The sequence below is a fragment of the Chryseobacterium sp. UYP7 genome (assembly GCF_056279225.1).
The window spans coordinates 132773-148681 of sequence record NZ_JBWBQW010000004.1; the positions used below are offsets into that span (position 1 = coordinate 132773).

18 protein-coding genes are annotated in these 15909 nt (G+C 36.4%); 11 read left to right on the forward strand and 7 right to left on the reverse strand.

All coding sequences use genetic code 11. The features are described 5' to 3' along the window. The first annotated feature begins 13 nt into the window (after positions 1 to 13). Positions 14 to 493, forward strand: a complete 480-nt coding sequence (locus ACZ9HT_RS09985; protein WP_476040342.1) for a Dps family protein — start codon at positions 14 to 16, stop codon at positions 491 to 493. A gap of 87 nt (positions 494 to 580) precedes the next feature. Here the strand turns inward: ACZ9HT_RS09985 and ACZ9HT_RS09990 are convergent, their stop codons facing one another. The 3 genes from ACZ9HT_RS09990 to ACZ9HT_RS10000 form a co-directional block, all read right to left on the reverse strand. Beyond that, positions 581 to 1402: a dienelactone hydrolase family protein gene (locus ACZ9HT_RS09990; protein WP_476040343.1), complete on the reverse strand. Its 822-nt coding sequence runs from the start codon at positions 1400 to 1402 to the stop codon at positions 581 to 583. Positions 1403 to 1484: 82 nt separating this feature from the next. Next, positions 1485 to 2351 carry a lipoyl synthase gene (lipA, locus tag ACZ9HT_RS09995; RefSeq protein ID WP_476040344.1) on the reverse strand — a complete coding sequence of 289 codons (867 nt, stop codon included), beginning with the start codon at positions 2349 to 2351 and terminating at the stop codon, positions 1485 to 1487. A 45-nt stretch (positions 2352 to 2396) separates the two neighbouring features. Then, positions 2397 to 2954, reverse strand: a complete 558-nt coding sequence (locus ACZ9HT_RS10000; protein WP_476040345.1) for an RNA polymerase sigma factor — start codon at positions 2952 to 2954, stop codon at positions 2397 to 2399. A gap of 126 nt (positions 2955 to 3080) precedes the next feature. Here ACZ9HT_RS10000 and ACZ9HT_RS10005 point away from each other — a divergent pair, with 126 nt between their 5' ends. The 7 genes from ACZ9HT_RS10005 to ACZ9HT_RS10035 all read left to right on the forward strand — a co-directional run bounded on the left by ACZ9HT_RS10005 (position 3081) and on the right by ACZ9HT_RS10035 (position 8581). Further along, positions 3081 to 3377 carry a hypothetical protein gene (locus tag ACZ9HT_RS10005; protein ID WP_476040346.1) on the forward strand — a complete coding sequence of 99 codons (297 nt, stop codon included), beginning with the start codon at positions 3081 to 3083 and terminating at the stop codon, positions 3375 to 3377. Between the two features lie 91 nt (positions 3378 to 3468). Then, complete coding sequence (locus ACZ9HT_RS10010) at positions 3469 to 4353, forward strand: DUF72 domain-containing protein (RefSeq protein ID WP_476040347.1); 885 nt, start codon at positions 3469 to 3471, stop codon at positions 4351 to 4353. Positions 4354 to 4441: 88 nt separating this feature from the next. Beyond that, positions 4442 to 4876: an RrF2 family transcriptional regulator gene (locus ACZ9HT_RS10015; protein WP_476040348.1), complete on the forward strand. Its 435-nt coding sequence runs from the start codon at positions 4442 to 4444 to the stop codon at positions 4874 to 4876. Positions 4877 to 4926: 50 nt separating this feature from the next. After that, positions 4927 to 6678, forward strand: coding sequence for a cbb3-type cytochrome c oxidase subunit I (locus ACZ9HT_RS10020; protein WP_476040349.1), 1752 nt, complete (start codon positions 4927 to 4929; stop codon positions 6676 to 6678). Between the two features lie 9 nt (positions 6679 to 6687). Beyond that, a complete protein-coding gene (locus tag ACZ9HT_RS10025; RefSeq protein WP_476040350.1) occupies positions 6688 to 7677 on the forward strand; it encodes a cytochrome c in 990 nt (329 codons plus the stop codon). A gap of 219 nt (positions 7678 to 7896) precedes the next feature. Beyond that, positions 7897 to 8157, forward strand: coding sequence for a hypothetical protein (locus ACZ9HT_RS10030; protein WP_476040351.1), 261 nt, complete (start codon positions 7897 to 7899; stop codon positions 8155 to 8157). A gap of 10 nt (positions 8158 to 8167) precedes the next feature. Next, positions 8168 to 8581 carry a cytochrome C gene (locus ACZ9HT_RS10035; RefSeq protein WP_476040352.1) on the forward strand — a complete coding sequence of 138 codons (414 nt, stop codon included), beginning with the start codon at positions 8168 to 8170 and terminating at the stop codon, positions 8579 to 8581. A gap of 106 nt (positions 8582 to 8687) precedes the next feature. On the opposite strand, the gene ACZ9HT_RS10040 is transcribed toward ACZ9HT_RS10035, so the two are convergent. From ACZ9HT_RS10040 to ACZ9HT_RS10055, 4 genes are all read right to left on the reverse strand, one after another. Beyond that, positions 8688 to 9221, reverse strand: coding sequence for a DUF2971 domain-containing protein (locus tag ACZ9HT_RS10040; RefSeq protein ID WP_476040353.1), 534 nt, complete (start codon positions 9219 to 9221; stop codon positions 8688 to 8690). A gap of 332 nt (positions 9222 to 9553) precedes the next feature. Next, positions 9554 to 11227 (reverse strand): ribonucleoside-diphosphate reductase subunit alpha, encoded by a 1674-nt coding sequence (locus ACZ9HT_RS10045; protein ID WP_476040515.1) that lies wholly within the window; start codon positions 11225 to 11227, stop codon positions 9554 to 9556. 332 nt (positions 11228 to 11559) lie between these two features. Then, positions 11560 to 11817: a hypothetical protein gene (locus ACZ9HT_RS10050; protein WP_476040354.1), complete on the reverse strand. Its 258-nt coding sequence runs from the start codon at positions 11815 to 11817 to the stop codon at positions 11560 to 11562. A gap of 278 nt (positions 11818 to 12095) precedes the next feature. After that, positions 12096 to 13070 (reverse strand): ribonucleotide-diphosphate reductase subunit beta, encoded by a 975-nt coding sequence (locus tag ACZ9HT_RS10055; protein WP_476040355.1) that lies wholly within the window; start codon positions 13068 to 13070, stop codon positions 12096 to 12098. A 422-nt stretch (positions 13071 to 13492) separates the two neighbouring features. Here ACZ9HT_RS10055 and ACZ9HT_RS10060 point away from each other — a divergent pair, with 422 nt between their 5' ends. Genes ACZ9HT_RS10060 through ACZ9HT_RS10070 form a run of 3 tightly spaced genes read left to right on the forward strand, consistent with a single transcriptional unit; the run spans position 13493 to position 15874 of the window. After that, the gene (locus ACZ9HT_RS10060) at positions 13493 to 14185 is read left to right on the forward strand and encodes an ABC transporter ATP-binding protein (RefSeq protein WP_476040356.1); all 693 of its coding nucleotides are present in this window, start codon (positions 13493 to 13495) and stop codon (positions 14183 to 14185) included. A gap of 46 nt (positions 14186 to 14231) precedes the next feature. After that, entirely contained in the window at positions 14232 to 15461 is a 1230-nt protein-coding gene (locus ACZ9HT_RS10065) for an ABC transporter permease (RefSeq protein WP_476040357.1), read from the forward strand. Between the two features lie 50 nt (positions 15462 to 15511). Then, positions 15512 to 15874: a four helix bundle protein gene (locus tag ACZ9HT_RS10070; RefSeq protein WP_476040358.1), complete on the forward strand. Its 363-nt coding sequence runs from the start codon at positions 15512 to 15514 to the stop codon at positions 15872 to 15874. The last annotated feature ends 35 nt before the right edge of the window (positions 15875 to 15909 follow it).

The window sequence follows — 15909 nt, forward strand, 5'->3', positions numbered from 1 at the left end:
ATAATAGATTATTATGAAACCAAACTTAGGAATAACAACGAAAAACTTAACTGCTGTAAACGACTTATTGAACAACGTTCTCGCAGACGGAAATGTACTTTACATTAAATTAAGAAAATTCCACTGGAATCTTTCCGGTGATAATTTCATGGAACTTCACCTTCTTTTTGAAGACCAGTATACAAAGGTTGGCGAAGGAGCTGATGAAGTTGCAGAGCGAATCTCGACATTAGGTGGCGTTGCAATTGGAACGACTTCTGAATTTGCAAAACGTTCTAAACTGAAAGAAAATCCAGGCAAGATCCCAACAAACCAGGAGATGATCAAAGAACTCGTGGGAGATCACGAAACCATTGTGAAAACTTTGCGTAAATATGTAGATGATACCGAGGAAAAATATGAAGATAAAGGAACGTCGGATTTCTTGACCGGATTAATGCAGGCACACGAAAAAATGGCCTGGAAACTGAGAAAATATTTCAAAGAGTCTTAAGAAATAGCTCTTGTTAAAGTCCTCACCCTAAATCCCTCTTCAAAATAGAGGGATTTTTTTATAAAATGATTGAATGGTCGTGACTATTTATTTAAAAATTTCTTTAAAAAAAACTTTCATATCATTCCAGGATTTTTCATCAGCTTCCTTATTATACGCAACTTTCATATCGAATTTTTTACCCAATTCCGTTGAGGCAGGATTTGTAAAAGAATGTACCGCATTTGGATAATCGATGAAGGTATATTTCACATTTGCAGAATCCATCTGTTTTTTGAAAGCCGCAATTTCTGCAGGAGGAACGAAAACATCAGCAGCTCCGTTACAAATCAAAAATGGAACTTTGTTGTTTTTCGGCTTCACGCCTGTCATTAAATTTCCGTGGAAACTCACGACGCCTTTCAGATCACTTTCCTGTCGACCCATATTTAAAGCCTGTGCGCCACCGAAACAATATCCAATTACTGCGATCTTGTTATAATCTGCCTGATCAAATTTTAGAATTTGTCCTTTTGCCACATCGAAGATCATTTTTGCATTCACCGGAATTTTATAAAAAGGTTCGGTTAATTTTTGCGCGTCGGTGGGATTATCGACTACTTTTCCGTCGCCGTACAAATCAACAGCCATTGCAAAGTAGCCAAGCTCTGCTAATTGTTTTGCGCGGTCTTTTGCATAATCGGTTAAACCCCACCATTCCGGTAAAATCATTACGACAGGTATTGGTCCGGTTGAATTTTCATTATAAGCCACAAAAGATTTATAATTTTTCCCATCGATATTATAGGAAACTTCTTCGGTCTTCATTTTATTAGACGAAGATGTTTTTGATTTCTCTGAGGTAGATTTCTCTTTGCAGGAGAATGAAAACAAAAAGAGGATCAACGTGGCGAACTTGAGGATTTTCATGTTTTATATTTTGGTTTTTTAAAATTACAAAAAAATCGCTACCAAAGTTGATAGCGATTTTTAAATTTTAAATTGAATTCTATTAGTGAATATGCTTTTCGGCATGATAAGAACTTCTTACCAAAGGCGAACTTTCAACATGACGGAAACCTAAATCTTTTGCGAATAATCGGTATTCTTCAAATTCTTCCAGTTCCACAAAACGTTTTACAGGCAAATGTTTTTTAGTCGGTTGCAAATATTGACCGATCGTAATAACATCAACATTTGCATTTCTGATATCTTCGATTGTTTGCATCACTTCCGCTTTTTCTTCGCCCAAACCAAGCATCAAACCTGTTTTTGTTCGGTTTTGCCCGGCTTCTTTCATATAGCGGAGAACTTCCAGACTTCTTTCGTATTTTGCCTGAATTCGAACTTCTCTGGTTAAACGTTTTACGGTTTCCATGTTGTGAGAAATTACTTCCGGCGACACAGAAATTATCCTATCGATGTGTTTTGTAATTCCCTGAAAATCGGGAATCAAAGTTTCCATGGTTGTTCCGGGAGAAATTCTGCGAACTGCGTTTACCGTTTCCGTCCATAAAATGGAACCCATATCTTTTAAATCATCACGATCAACCGAAGTTAAAACCGCGTGTTTAATTTTCATTAATTTAATGGAACGCGCCACTTTTTCAGGTTCATCCCAGTTAACATCTAAAGGTTTTCCTGTTTTCACGCCACAAAATCCGCAGCTTCTCGTGCAAATATTTCCGAGGATCATAAAAGTTGCAGTTCCTTCGCCCCAACATTCGCCCATATTCGGGCAGCTTCCGCTTTGGCAGATCGTGTTGAGTTTATATTTGTCGACCAAAGTTCGCAGTTCACGGTAATTTTTTCCTGTCGGAAGTTTTACACGGATCCATTTTGGTTTTTGAAGTGGAGTATCGAGAAGGGTTTCGTTCATCTTTAATAATAAGTTACAAATTTAGGAAATTTGGAATTGCTTTCATCAATCTTCAAACTCATTTGTTTTCAATAATTCGGAGAGCACTTTTTTGGCGCGCATAATTCTCACTTTCGTATTGGCAACCGTAATATTAAGCTCTTCAGCTATTTCTTTGATGCTTTTCTCTTCAAAAAAACGCAGACGCAAAATATCCTGGTATTTAGAATCTAAACTTTCGATGATCGTTACAATTTGTTTTTGATCTTCGGCGGAAATTAAAAGTTCTTCGGGCGATAAAGCAAAATGATTTTTGAAGTCGTCGAAATTATCGGTGGAGTCCTCATTTTCGCGGCTTTTCTTCCGCCAGTAATCGATGACCGAATTTTGCGCAATGGTGAGAATCCAGGTTTTGAACTGAAAGTTGGGATCGTACAGATCGAGCTTCGCTAAAACTTTAGAAAAAACGGAAACCGTAAGTTCATCAGCAACATTATCGTTCTGAACTTTCTTCATTACAAAACTAAAAACATCAACCCAAAAAAGATTAATCAACTGCGTTTGAGCCTTCTGATTTTTATTTTTTGCTAACGAAATAAGTGTTATAAGATCTGTGTTTTTCATCCTACGGACAAAGATAATCAAATTTCTAGCTCAAATTTTATTGGCTTGATTAAAAGTTTTTCGGAGCGAATCAGTTTTCAAATTAATTTAAAATCCTTACTATTGCATAGATTAAAATTCAAAGATATGAACCCAAAGAAAAAATATAAAAAACAAATACTTAAATCGTTAAAAGAACTTGCCATTTCTGAAAATGTTTTGCTGGAAACAATGACGAATTTAATGTTGCTGAAGGAATTAAAAGAGAACAATATCTCTTTCAAGAAAGGAGATACTTTTTCTTTTGAAGATAATATCTTCGATTACAGCGAAGATAAAAATATTCGCAGGATCTCGAAACTGCGAAATAAGATGTTGAAAACGATGCTGAAGCTGGTCGATAAAAACAAATTGAAAGATAAAGAAATTGAGTTTCTAGCGTAAATTCAACTTCAAAATTTTCCGATTTTATTTAAAATAAAGATAATGATTTTTCAAAATTTCATTATCTTTATTTTTTAAATTTACTTTTCAAATGAAATTCGGACAAGTTGAAGACCCGTCGCTAGTTGACTTTACGCTGCCAAAAGATCACAAGAGCACTGCCAAAATTCTAAAAAAATCGAAGGCAAAAAATCTCGAAATATGCATCGGCTGCGCAAAGTGGAATAAAACCGATCTGAAAGGATTTTATCCAAAAGGAACAAAGGACGAGTTGACTTATTACTCCACTCAATTTAACTCCATCGAGTTAAATGCTACTTTTTATGGAATGCCAAGCGCAGAGCAAGTGCAAACATGGAAAGACAAAACACCAGCTGATTTTAAATTTTTCCCGAAAATAACCAATACTATTTCTCATTTTCGACGTTTGCGGAATATTACAGATGTAGTGACCAGTTTTGCAACTTCAGTTTTGACCTTTGAGGAAAAACTGGGAATGGTTTTTTTACAGCTTCACGACAATTTCAAACCAAAAGATTTTGAAAGACTGGAAAAATTTATTCAGGATTGGCCTAAAGAAGTTCCACTTGCAGTAGAACTTCGGAATGAAGAATGGTTCTCAGATGAAGATATCATTGACAAAACCTGTGAACTTTTCCAAAAATTCAAAATTACCAATATTATTGTAGATACAGCGGGAAGAAGAGACATGCTTCACATGCGACTCACGACTCCTGTTGCATTTATCCGTTATGTAGGCGCCAATGCAGAAAGCGATTACACGAGATTAGATGATTGGTTAGAAAGAATAGAAATCTGGAAAGGTGAAGGTTTGGAAAAACTCTATTTTTTTGTTCACCAAAATATTGAAAAAGCCTCACCATTGCTTACTACGTATTTTATTGAAAACCTCAACAAAGAATTTGAAACGCATATTCATGTACCGGTAATGGCCGATGTAAAGACCAAATTCTAATATATTAATTTCATCAATAAATTATATAGACAGAATAAAAGACAAGTTTATCTTTTATTATTTTATTCTGAACTAAATTAGCATAATAATGTTTTCAAAATCATGTGAGTACGGAATCCGGGCGTCGATTTATATTGCTAAACAATCCATTCAGGACAGAAAAGTCAATCAAATGGAAATTGCAAAATCGATCGATTCTCCAGTGGCTTTCACCGCAAAGATTTTACAAAAGCTTACTAAGGTCAACGTTATTCGTTCTGCTAAAGGTCCAACCGGTGGCTTTTTTTTAAATGAAGACGATTTAGACAATGTGAAACTATGGGATATTATTGTAGCCATTGACGGTAATAGTTTACTGGAAGACTGCAGTTTGGGATTAAGAAAGTGTAATGCTTTTAAACCTTGTCCCCTTCATAACAGCTTTGTTAAGATCAGAGCAGACATTAGAGAAACTTTAGAAGGAACATCGCTGCGTTTTTTAGCAGAGGAGGTCTCAGATGGAATTTCTTTTTTGAAGAGGTAAAAAATTTTTACCCTAATAAAGGACAATATTGTCATCTAATTTATTTTTTTATGAATAATTCACTATTTGGAGAATCAGGAATACAAATGACCTTATTGTTGGTTCTGATTCCAGTTCTTGCAGGTCTGGTAATTGCCATTGTAAAAACCTATGGAACTTACAAAAATCTGACGAACAGAAAGCAACTTCAAGAATTTGAAAAGAAAATAGAAACGCTGTCGCCCGCGGAAATCGAACAGTACGAAAGGAGGACAAAAGAACTTGAATATCAACTTCCACAGAATGAATTATCTGGAAATCTTGCGGCTTCTGATGAGAAAGGAATCATCAATAACATTAATAAAATTGATGCGATCCGGGTAATACCTCATAAAAAAAGTCCTATTGCGCAAAATTATATTTCTCCCGATCTTTCTAAATTGATCCTTTATTTTATCGGTTTTTCCATCCTTTGGCTTCTAGTAGGAACTTCGGTAGGAGAATATTTAGGAATTAAGTTTGTTGCGCCAGATGTTGACCATCAAAGCTGGTTAAGTTTTGGACGGCTTCGTCCGGTTCACACCAATCTTGTTTTCTGGGGTTGGGCATCTTTCGCAATGGTTGGACTATCTTATTATGTCATTCCAAGAGTTAGTAACACCGATATTTTCAATTTAAAATATGGTTATTACACCTTAATATTAATGAATGCTTCTGTGATTCTGGGATCAATTTCCCTCATGGCAGGTATTAACAATGGCGGTGGAGAATACCGCGAATATATCTGGCCGATCATGGCGCTTTTCGCCGCAGGAATCGTGCTTACGCTCTATAATTTTCTGATGACGATCGCCCGCAGAAAGACCGAAGAAATTTATGTTTCGAACTGGTACATAATTGCAGCGGTAATGTATGTAATTGTTATTCTGCTTGTCGCTTATCTTCCATTCTGGCAGCACGGTTTAGGAGAGACTATTATTCAGGGTTACTATATGCACCAAGGCGTAGGAATGTGGTTTATGTTTTTGTGTCTGGGTTTAATGTATTACTTTTTACCACAGCAGCTTAACCGACCGATCTATTCTTACAGTTTAGGAATTCTGGCATTTTGGACGCAAATTTTATTTTACACGCTTATTGGAAGTCACCACTTTATTTTCAGTGCAATTCCCTGGTGGATGCAAACGGTAGCTATTGTGGCGAGCGTTGGAATGGTCATTCCGGTTGTGGCGGGAACTACAAATTTCCTCTTGACCTTTAATGGAAACTGGTATCAGCTGAAGTCTAGTTATACGCTTCCTTTTTATCTTATTTCAATCATCTTCTATTTTACAGGTTCCATGCAGGGAACGGTAGAAGCTTTTCGATTCACCAATTTAATTTGGCACTTTACCGATTTTACCGTCGCACACTCTCATATGACGATGTATGGAATCATCACCTTTATGTTGTGGGCATTTATCTATACGCTTGTACCGAGACTTACAGGAAAAGAACCACCAAAAATCTGGGTAGGAATACATTTCTGGTTAGCCCTCATCGGTTTAATGTTTTACATTGTGTCTTTAATGATCGGATCTACGGAAAAAGGATTGCTTTGGATGGCGAAAAAACCTTTCATCGATAGTGTTGTTGCGATGGCGCCGTTTTGGTTATGGCGAGCAATTGGCGGAACAATGATGTGGATCTCTCACTTTGTATTTGCCTATAATTTTTACAAAATGGTAAATAGAAAAATAGAAGTTAAAATACCAACTACCCCATTTGAAATTTTGGCTGCGAAGAAAAAACTTCAAAATACTGAATTTACCCCAACTAAATAACTACCGCACATGAATTTTTATAGTAATCATAAACTGCTATTTGGGACTGCAATCGTATTTTTCCTCTTTCTGACTTTAAACATTGCAATCTTACCTGCGATTCAAAATCAGCAGGTTTACAAACCATTGCCGAATTCGAAACCGCTGACTAAAGATGAAATTGCGGGTAAAGCAATTTATGTAGAAAACGGCTGTATCGCCTGTCATACGCAACAGGTTCGAAGTGTGGAGATGGATAAGGTTTTTGGAAGCAGACCAAATATTCCCGCAGATTATGCGAGAAATCAGAGAACCGATGTATGGCGAAACACTGCCAATTTATTAGGCTCCGAAAGAACAGGTCCGGATTTGACCAATATCGGAGAAAGACAACCAAGTATCGACTGGCAGTTGCTGCATCTTTATCAACCTCGTGCGGTGGTTGCACAATCGATCATGCCGGCTTTTCAATGGCTTTTTGAAGAAAAACAATATATCGCTAAAGGTGATGTTGAAGTGAAAGTTCCCGAAAAATTCTTGAAAAATAAATTCAATAAGATCGTGGCGAAGAAAGAAGCACTTCAATTGGTGGCCTATCTTTTATCTTTAAAACAAACGAAATTACCAGATGGCGTTCTAGCCCCCGAATTTTTGTACAAACAAACAGAAAAAGCAGCAGCAACAGTAGCAGCAGGAGCTCTACCAGATGGCGGTGAATTATACAGTGGAAACTGTGTTGCCTGTCATCAGGCTAATGGCGAAGGTTTACCCGGCGCTTTCCCACCATTAAAAGGAAGTCCTGTAGTTTTGGGTGACGATTTAAAAGTTTACGTAACCATTATTATGAAAGGCTATAACGGCAGACCAGGTTACGGCGTAATGCCGGCAGTTGGTACCAATGCTAATTTCACCGCAGAAATGGTAACTGCTTTAATGAATCATGAACGGTCAAGTTGGGGCAATGCCGCAAAACCAGTGACTTTAGAAGAAGTCAAAAAAATATATGATGAGATAAAGTAAATTCTTGAAAATCTGAAATTCTTATTCATTAAGCCGCAAAAATGGCAAAAGATACCGACAGTTTCTGCAATGAAAAAAAATCAAAAGAATGAAAAAATTAAAGTTGACTTGACAATGCTTTTTGCAAACTTTGATCGACTTCTGATAAAGTAAAACTTTTGCATCTTTTGTGGTCTGAAATAATTTAGATAGACTTAATAATCTTAAACAAATAGAATTATGAAAAATTATAAAAATATCATTTCATTTATATTAATTCTCGTTGCAAATTTTGCTTTTGCGTGTGACGCCTGCAAACTGCAGCAGCCCAAAATCACCCAGAGTTTTACGCACGGCACTGGTCCGGAAAGCAGCTGGGACTGGATGATCGTAGGAGTTATTGCAATAATTACTCTTTACACCTTGTTTTATTCCTTAAAATATTTAATAAAACCGGGAGAGAAAAATAGTGATCATATCAAAAATTCTATTTTAAATTAAATTTAAAAAGATGACGAAAGATAAAACCAAAGTTCTGCTTTTCATCGATGAAGACAAACATCCAATTGCTGATCTGGAAACGCCGATTGTTTTCGATTTTGACACCTCCAAACTTACGGATGGCGAACACATTTTGAAAATTGTGAGTCAGGCACAATCGGGAAGAGAAGGGATCCGAAAGATAAATTTCACTGTAAAAAATGGTCCTGCAATTAGTATTGAAGGATTAAAAGAAAACGATATCGTCGACGGTTCTTTTCCGTTAATGATCAATGCTTACGATAAAGGAAATCAAAAGAGTTTTGTGATCGAAGGCAGCGAAACGCCGCAAACCATTCCGGTCTGGATGTGGGTGATCATCATTCTTATCGCAGGTTGGAGTGCTTATTATGGCATTACTTACTTCAATGGATTTCCAGAGTAGATTTTATACTTTTAATAATTGTTTCGGTTTCAAAATTTTTGAGACCGATTTTTTTTAAACAAAAAACCACATACAATTTTAAATTTCGCTTTGGTATTTTATGTAATCAAGAAATATATTGCCTGTCTAATTCAAATGAACCAGGTTTTGTATTCATTTTAAAAATCGGGATATTTCTGGCCCTAGCAATACTAATAATTTGATCTGCATCAATTTTGGAAATTTTACATCCAAGGCCAATTTCTGCTATACATTCCTCGTCTACAATAATTTTGCGTTCTTTATAAGAAGCTTTTCCTGGAAAGAAATTTTTTACAATTCTATATTCTTCTTCAAAACTGTAATGATGAGATTTGGAAAACTGTTGTTTGAACATATTTTGAATACAATCATTTATACTATCTTCAATTGGAAATATTGAAGGAAAATTTTCATGATAAAATACTAAACCTCCTTTTCCAAATCTTTCAGATCTTTTTAGACAATCTTCATAAAAACCAATAATAAATCCTTGATGGTTTTTTGCATAATTTGTCCATAACGAATTACTTTTCCACGATAAAGTCAGCGAAAGTATTCCAAAATATTTATCTTGCATTTCAAATAAATTTTTATCATAGTTTGCCTGGTAATCTTTCACGTTATATTTTAAGTACGAGAATATATTGTTAGCTTCAATAATTAAATTCTTGCCTTTCGACAGAAAAAATTCTGTGTGCCTTTTCATATAATTTTTGATATATAAAACTATTTTCTCATCAGTGTCCAATAGGGAAAAATCTGGTGAGATTCTACAATCTAAAGGATCATTTAAATTTTGAGGTGACGACAGGAAAACTTCGTTATGCGTTAAAATTTTCTTGTGATTTTCTATATCCCAGTCTCTATATTTATATATTACCATTTTAATTTAATTTAAAAAAAACACAGAAATTATTCTGTGGTTTTACTATTTTTTATGAAGATTGAATGCTAAGCTTCACAACTCGAGCAACTCACAAAGTTCACCATCATCTCTTTCGAAACGGAAGAACTTCTTTGGTAATATAAAGTCTTCACCCCTTTTTTCCAGGCTTCGATATAAAGGTAGTTTACATCTTTCACAGGCATCGTCGATGGAATTTGCAGGTTCAATGATTGAGCCTGATCAATATACTGCTGTCTTTGTGCCGCCTGCGATATAATTTCCATCGGAGAAATTTCACGGAAGGTTTTGAAAACTGCTTTTTCCTCCTCGCTCAACTCTTTCAAATTTTGAACAGAACCGTGATTTAACATAATCGTTCTCCACGTATCTTCATTATCCAAACCTTTCTCCTTCAGTAATTTAGCGAGGTATTTATTCTTGCGCATAAAATTTCCTTTCGCCAAACCTGCTTTGTAGTAGTTGGAGGCAAACGGCTCAATTCCTGGAGAAGTTTGTCCTAAAATAGCAGAACTAGAAGTGGTTGGAGCGATCGCCATTGTGGTCGTATTGCGCATTCCGTAGCCTTTCAAAATTTCCGGTTCGCCGTAAATATTGGCCAGTTCCTGGGAGGCAAGATGAGACTGCTCTTTGATCTGGCGGAACGCTTTCGCATTAAACTGAGTCGCCTCAAAACTTTCAAACGGGATCATGTTTTTCTGTAAGTAGGAATGATATCCCAAAACCCCTAAACCAAGAGCTCTGTGACGCACTGCGAAATTTCTCGCACCCGTTAAGTAATAATTTCCTTCTGTTTTCTCGATAAATTCAGACAAAACTGCATCTAAGAAATAAATGGCTAATTTCACTGCGTCGGTGTCTTTCCATTCATCATATAATTCTAAATTCATAGAAGATAGACAGCAAATAAATGATTCTTCTGCGTTAGAAGGCAACATAATTTCGGAACACAAGTTACTTGCGTTGATCGGCAAGCCTAAATCTTTATAAACCTGTGGTTTGTTTCTGTTCACGTTATCGGTAAACAAAATATACGGCAAACCTTTCTGCTGGCGACTTTCTAAAACCCGCGCCCAGATCTTGCGTTTATCCATATCGCCGTCGATCATATCCTGCATCCAGTAATCCGACACACAAATCCCGGTAAATAAATTCTGAATCGGACTTCCAATATCTTTAATGGACAAAAATTCTTCGATATCGCCGTGATCAACATCCAAATAAGCTGCAAAAGCACCACGACGAACGCCGCCTTGCGAAACAACATCCATTGCGGTATCGTATAATTTCATGAAGGAAACTGCACCCGAAGATTTTCCGTTGTCGGTTACTGCAGTTCCCCGATTTCTCAGTTCCCCAAAATATCCGGAAGTTCCGCCACCAATTTTCGTCTGCATGATCACTTCACCCAGTTTGTGGGTAATTCCTTCGATATTATCCGGAACGTGAACATTGAAACATGAAATCGGCAAGCCGCGTTCCGTTCCCATATTGGCCCAAACCGGAGAAGAAAAACTGATCCAGCCTTTTCTGATCATCTCTTCGAAAGCCGGTTGCAACTCAGGTTTATATAATCGTTTCGCAGCAGCCGCCGTAATTCTGAGGATCGCGCCATCTACGGTTTCCCCTTTCAACAAATAACCACGATTCAGCATTTGCTCCGATTCTTCGTTCAGCCACCAGATTTTCGATTGTTCTTCCATAATTTTTTTCTCTAAAATGTACTGGGTACACTGTATTTTTTTATTTTTTTCGAAGCATAAAATGCTCGCTTTTTATCTGTATTGGACCCGCTTTCCACTCAATCTTTTTTGGTGATTTCGCCTCCGCTCAATCACCAAAAAAGGATACCGTTTCAATCGGGGCTATTAAGTTCTGTCTTTTCTATTTCGCGAACTTTCAAATCGCTGTCAGAGCTTGGAGCTCTAACAGCGCTCTACTCCAAATAGGTTTTGGCTAAAGCCAATTGTACTTTTTCTTTTTCAAAACGGACTAAAGTCCGTTCCTATTGATCTGATAAACTTTTAAAAAAATTCGCAAATAGAAATAGTATCTATTTTTGTTTATAAAATTCAATCGCTTCGTCCAGAATTTTTGTTAATGAACTTTGCACGGTCATTACTTTCTGGGATTTATAAATTCTCATATCACCCATAAAACTATTATAAAAAGTACTCATAAAGTCGATGTCCTTTAAAAGTTCCTCAACCTCTACTAACATTTCGCTCGTCGCTTCATTGTCTGTAGATAATTGAATTTTATTTTTTAAAATTTCTAACTGATCGATCTGGCTTGCTGAGGCTGTTTTCATAATAATAATTTTTGTGAAAATTAATTGGAGAGAATTATTCTCTACTCACCGATAAGTTACAATTATAATTGGACTAAAGTTGATTGCAATTTTTTAATATTATTGACCACCGCTACTTTGTATTAATTACCGTTTTACTTTAAAATTATCGACTCTCGCTTCGCTCGCGCCACTTTTATCTTACAATCTCAACTGCGCCCCGACTTGAACGGATCCCGATGTAAAATCGGGAGGGAGTGGAAGGTCTCGTCTTTTATGACGAGAGCGCCCAAATCAAACTAGAACAAATCGTTCTCCGTAATACTTTTATCGTGTTTCGTATAATCAACCGGTCTTTTGGCGAAGAAATCATCCATAGAATTGGCGAAAACTTCTTCTTCAAACCAAACCATTGGTCGGTATTGTTCAGGCGTAATATTGTAACGGGTTTTCATTCCGATTTTTTTCAAACTGTCGTCAACTCTGTATTTCATAAAGTTGAGTAAGTCATCTTTCCCGATGTTGTCGATTTCTCCCATTTCGAAGATCCAGTCCAGAATTTCTTTTTCCAATTCAATGGAATGATCAACCAAAGTATAAATATCTTCGATATCAGAATCGGTCAGTAAATCCGGTTGTTCTTCACGGATCTTGTTAATCAGATACATTCCTGCATTTGCGTGAATCTGCTCATCAACAGAAGTCCAGGCGATAATATTGGAAACATTTTTCATGTAACCTTTGAATCTTGTAAACGATAATATGATCGCAAACTGAGAAAACAAGGAAACGTTCTCAATTAAAATACTGAAAAGTAAAAGTGATGAAACATATTCTTTCGGAGTCGTAGAATTCGCATGTTTTAAAACGTTGGAAAGGAAATCTATTCTCTTTTTAATCGCCGGAATTTCGACCACCTGATTGAAAGAATTGTTATAACCCAAAACTTCCAGTAATCTGGAATACGCTTCCGAATGACGGAATTCGCACTCCGCGAAAGTTGCCCCTAAACCATTCAATTCTGGTTTCGGCATGTGATTGTAGAGATTTCCCCAAAAAGTTTTCACAGAAACTTCAATTTGAGCAATGGCTAAAAGAGCATTTTTGATGGCGTTTTTTTCGTGTGGCTCCAGCTGCGACTGAAAATCCTGAACATCGGCCGTGAAATCTACTTCGGAATGAACCCAAAATGATTTGTTGATGGCTTCTACAAACTGCAGAATTTCCGGATATTCGAAAGGTTTATAACTTACTCTTTTGTCAAAAATTCCCATGCTCGATTGATTTACAAATTATGTTTAATGATCATTGTGGAGAAAAGCAGCAAATCACTTAAAACGCTGATTTTGTGAATATTAAAATAAATATTTTTCCACGATTCCCTGAATATGATCTCAGAGGTGTGAGTCACAAAAATAGGAAATAGAACCCTTTCAGGAAAGGTCTAAATACTAAAACTCTGACTTTGAAGCCTAAAAGTTTTCCACAAAGACACACACCTTGCTCTGTTATTGCTTTTGCGGACTACTAAGGATTCAAACATGAACGTTCCCGTGAATTTGTCTTAAACAGCTTTACAAAAACACGACGAACAAAAGGTTACGGGTTAAACAAAAGCTTTTTAGAAAAAGAAAACGTTGCCTGTAACAAACCCCTTTATTTTGATACTTATATTTCAAACAAATTCTACCACTGCATGTTAGTAATTAAAGACTTACATAAATCATACGATACCGGAAAAAGCAAGCTTCACGTTTTGAAGGGAATAAACCTGAATATCGACGAAGGAGAATTTGTTTCGATCATGGGAAGTTCCGGTTCCGGTAAATCTACATTGCTTAATATCATTGGTATTTTAGATGAAAAAGATTCGGGTGTTTATGATCTCGATGGAATTCCCATTGAACATTTATCGGAAATTAAAGCGGCAGAATACCGAAGTAAATTTTTAGGATTTATTTTTCAGTCTTTTAATTTGATCGGCTATAAAAATGCTTTAGAAAATGTCGCGCTTCCACTCTACTATCAGGATGTTCCAAGAAAAGAAAGAAATTTAAGAGCAATGGCTTACTTAGAAAAAGTTGGACTTGCCGATTGGGCAACGCACATGCCGAATGAACTTTCTGGTGGACAAAAACAAAGAGTCGCGATCGCGAGAGCTCTAATAACCGATCCGAAAGTAATTCTTGCCGATGAACCAACAGGAGCGTTAGATTCTAAAACGACTTACGATATCATGCGATTGTTGCAGGAAATTAACAACAACGGCAAAACCATTATCGTTGTAACACACGAACCAGACGTGGCTGCAGAGACAAAAAGGAACGTCATTTTAAAAGATGGAATTATTGAGAGTGATGAATTTATCACGCAAAGAGTTTTAGCTTAAAGAATCTTCTATTAGAATAATAAATCAGTAAAATCAATTAAAAAATATGTTTGATCTTGACCGCTGGAGAGAAATTTTTGAGTCCATTCGCAGTAATATATTGCGAACGGTTCTTTCGGGTTTCACGGTGGCTTTAGGTCTTTATATTTTTATTGTTTTGTTCGGAATTGGAAATGGTTTAAAAAATGCTTTTACAGAAGGTTTTGCGCGAGATGCCTCCAATTTAATTTCCATTTCTACCGGTAAAACTACTATTGCTTTTGATGGTTTGCAGTCGGATCGAAAAGTGACCCTTCAGAATAAAGATTTCGAAAATATCATCCAGCAGGATCCCGAAAAGGTAGAACATTCTTCCGCCCGATACATCGCAAACATGCTGGTGAAATATGGCAAAGAAAGTGGATCGTACCAGGTAAATGGTGCCGATCCTTCAGAAACTTACATAGAAAACAGAAGTGTTTTAGACGGTCGGTATCTCAATAATGCAGATCTCGAAAAGAAGCAGAATGTAGCCGTAATCGGTAGAATGGTGCAACGCGATCTCATTAAAAACGGAAGTGCCATAGGAAAAGATCTGGACTTGAACGGAACCATGTTTAAAGTGATCGGTGTGTTTTCCGATGACGGTGGAGATCAAGACGAAAGAATGATCAGCGTTCCACTTTCTACATTACAGCAGTTAAAGAAAGGTTCAGATACTTTAACCAGAATTTACATTACTTATAATCAGAATTTAACTCCCGCTCAGGCGATCACCTACAGCGATCAATTAGAAAAAAATCTTAAAAAAAATCTTCAGGTCTCTCCGGATGATGAAAATGCTGTTCGTGTGAACAATAACGCAAAAAATATGGAGAAAACTTTCCAGTTTTTGCTCATTATTACTTTAATTGTTGGTTTTATTGGACTCGGAACTTTATTAGCCGGGATTATCGGAATTAGCAATATCATGGTGTATATCGTGAAAGAACGGACTAGGGAAATTGGCGTTAGAAAAGCCATCGGCGCAAAACCGAATTCGATCGTGGCTTTGATTATTCAGGAAAGTGTGGTCATCACCGTAATTTCCGGTATTATAGGAGTGGGACTCGGAGTTTTAACATTAACATTAATAGGCGACAGTCTGGAGAAATATTTTATCATGGCGCCTTCTGTTGGATGGGGATTAATTTCTGTAGCCTTCGTATGTTTGGTCATCGCCGGATTAATTTCGGGATTTGTTCCTGCGTACAGAGCCAGTAAAATAAAACCGATTGAAGCGTTGAGAAGCGATTAGAACAGGTTGAATGGTGAATGAGTGAATGGTGAATTTTAAAAAAATGAAAAATGTTTTTAAATCTTAATCATTATAATTTAAAAGTTTACAAAGAGGCAAAAAAATTTCGGAAAGCTTGTTATCAATTAATTTTGAAACTTCCTGCATTCGAAAAATATAATCTGATTGATCAGATAAGAAGAGCTTCGACTTCAGTATTGCTAAATTTATCTGAAGGATCATCTAGAAAATCGCAAGTAGAAAGAAATCGATATTACGAAATTTCCAGAGGCTCGATTATAGAAATTGATTCATGCTTAGAAATTATTTTTGAAGAAAACTGGCTAACTATTGAAGAATTAGAACAAGTTGGTAAACCATTAGAGACGATATTCATATTATTATCAAAATTGATTAATGCAGGAAAACTGTAAGAAATATTGAATATTGAATAGTAAAAAATCCACTT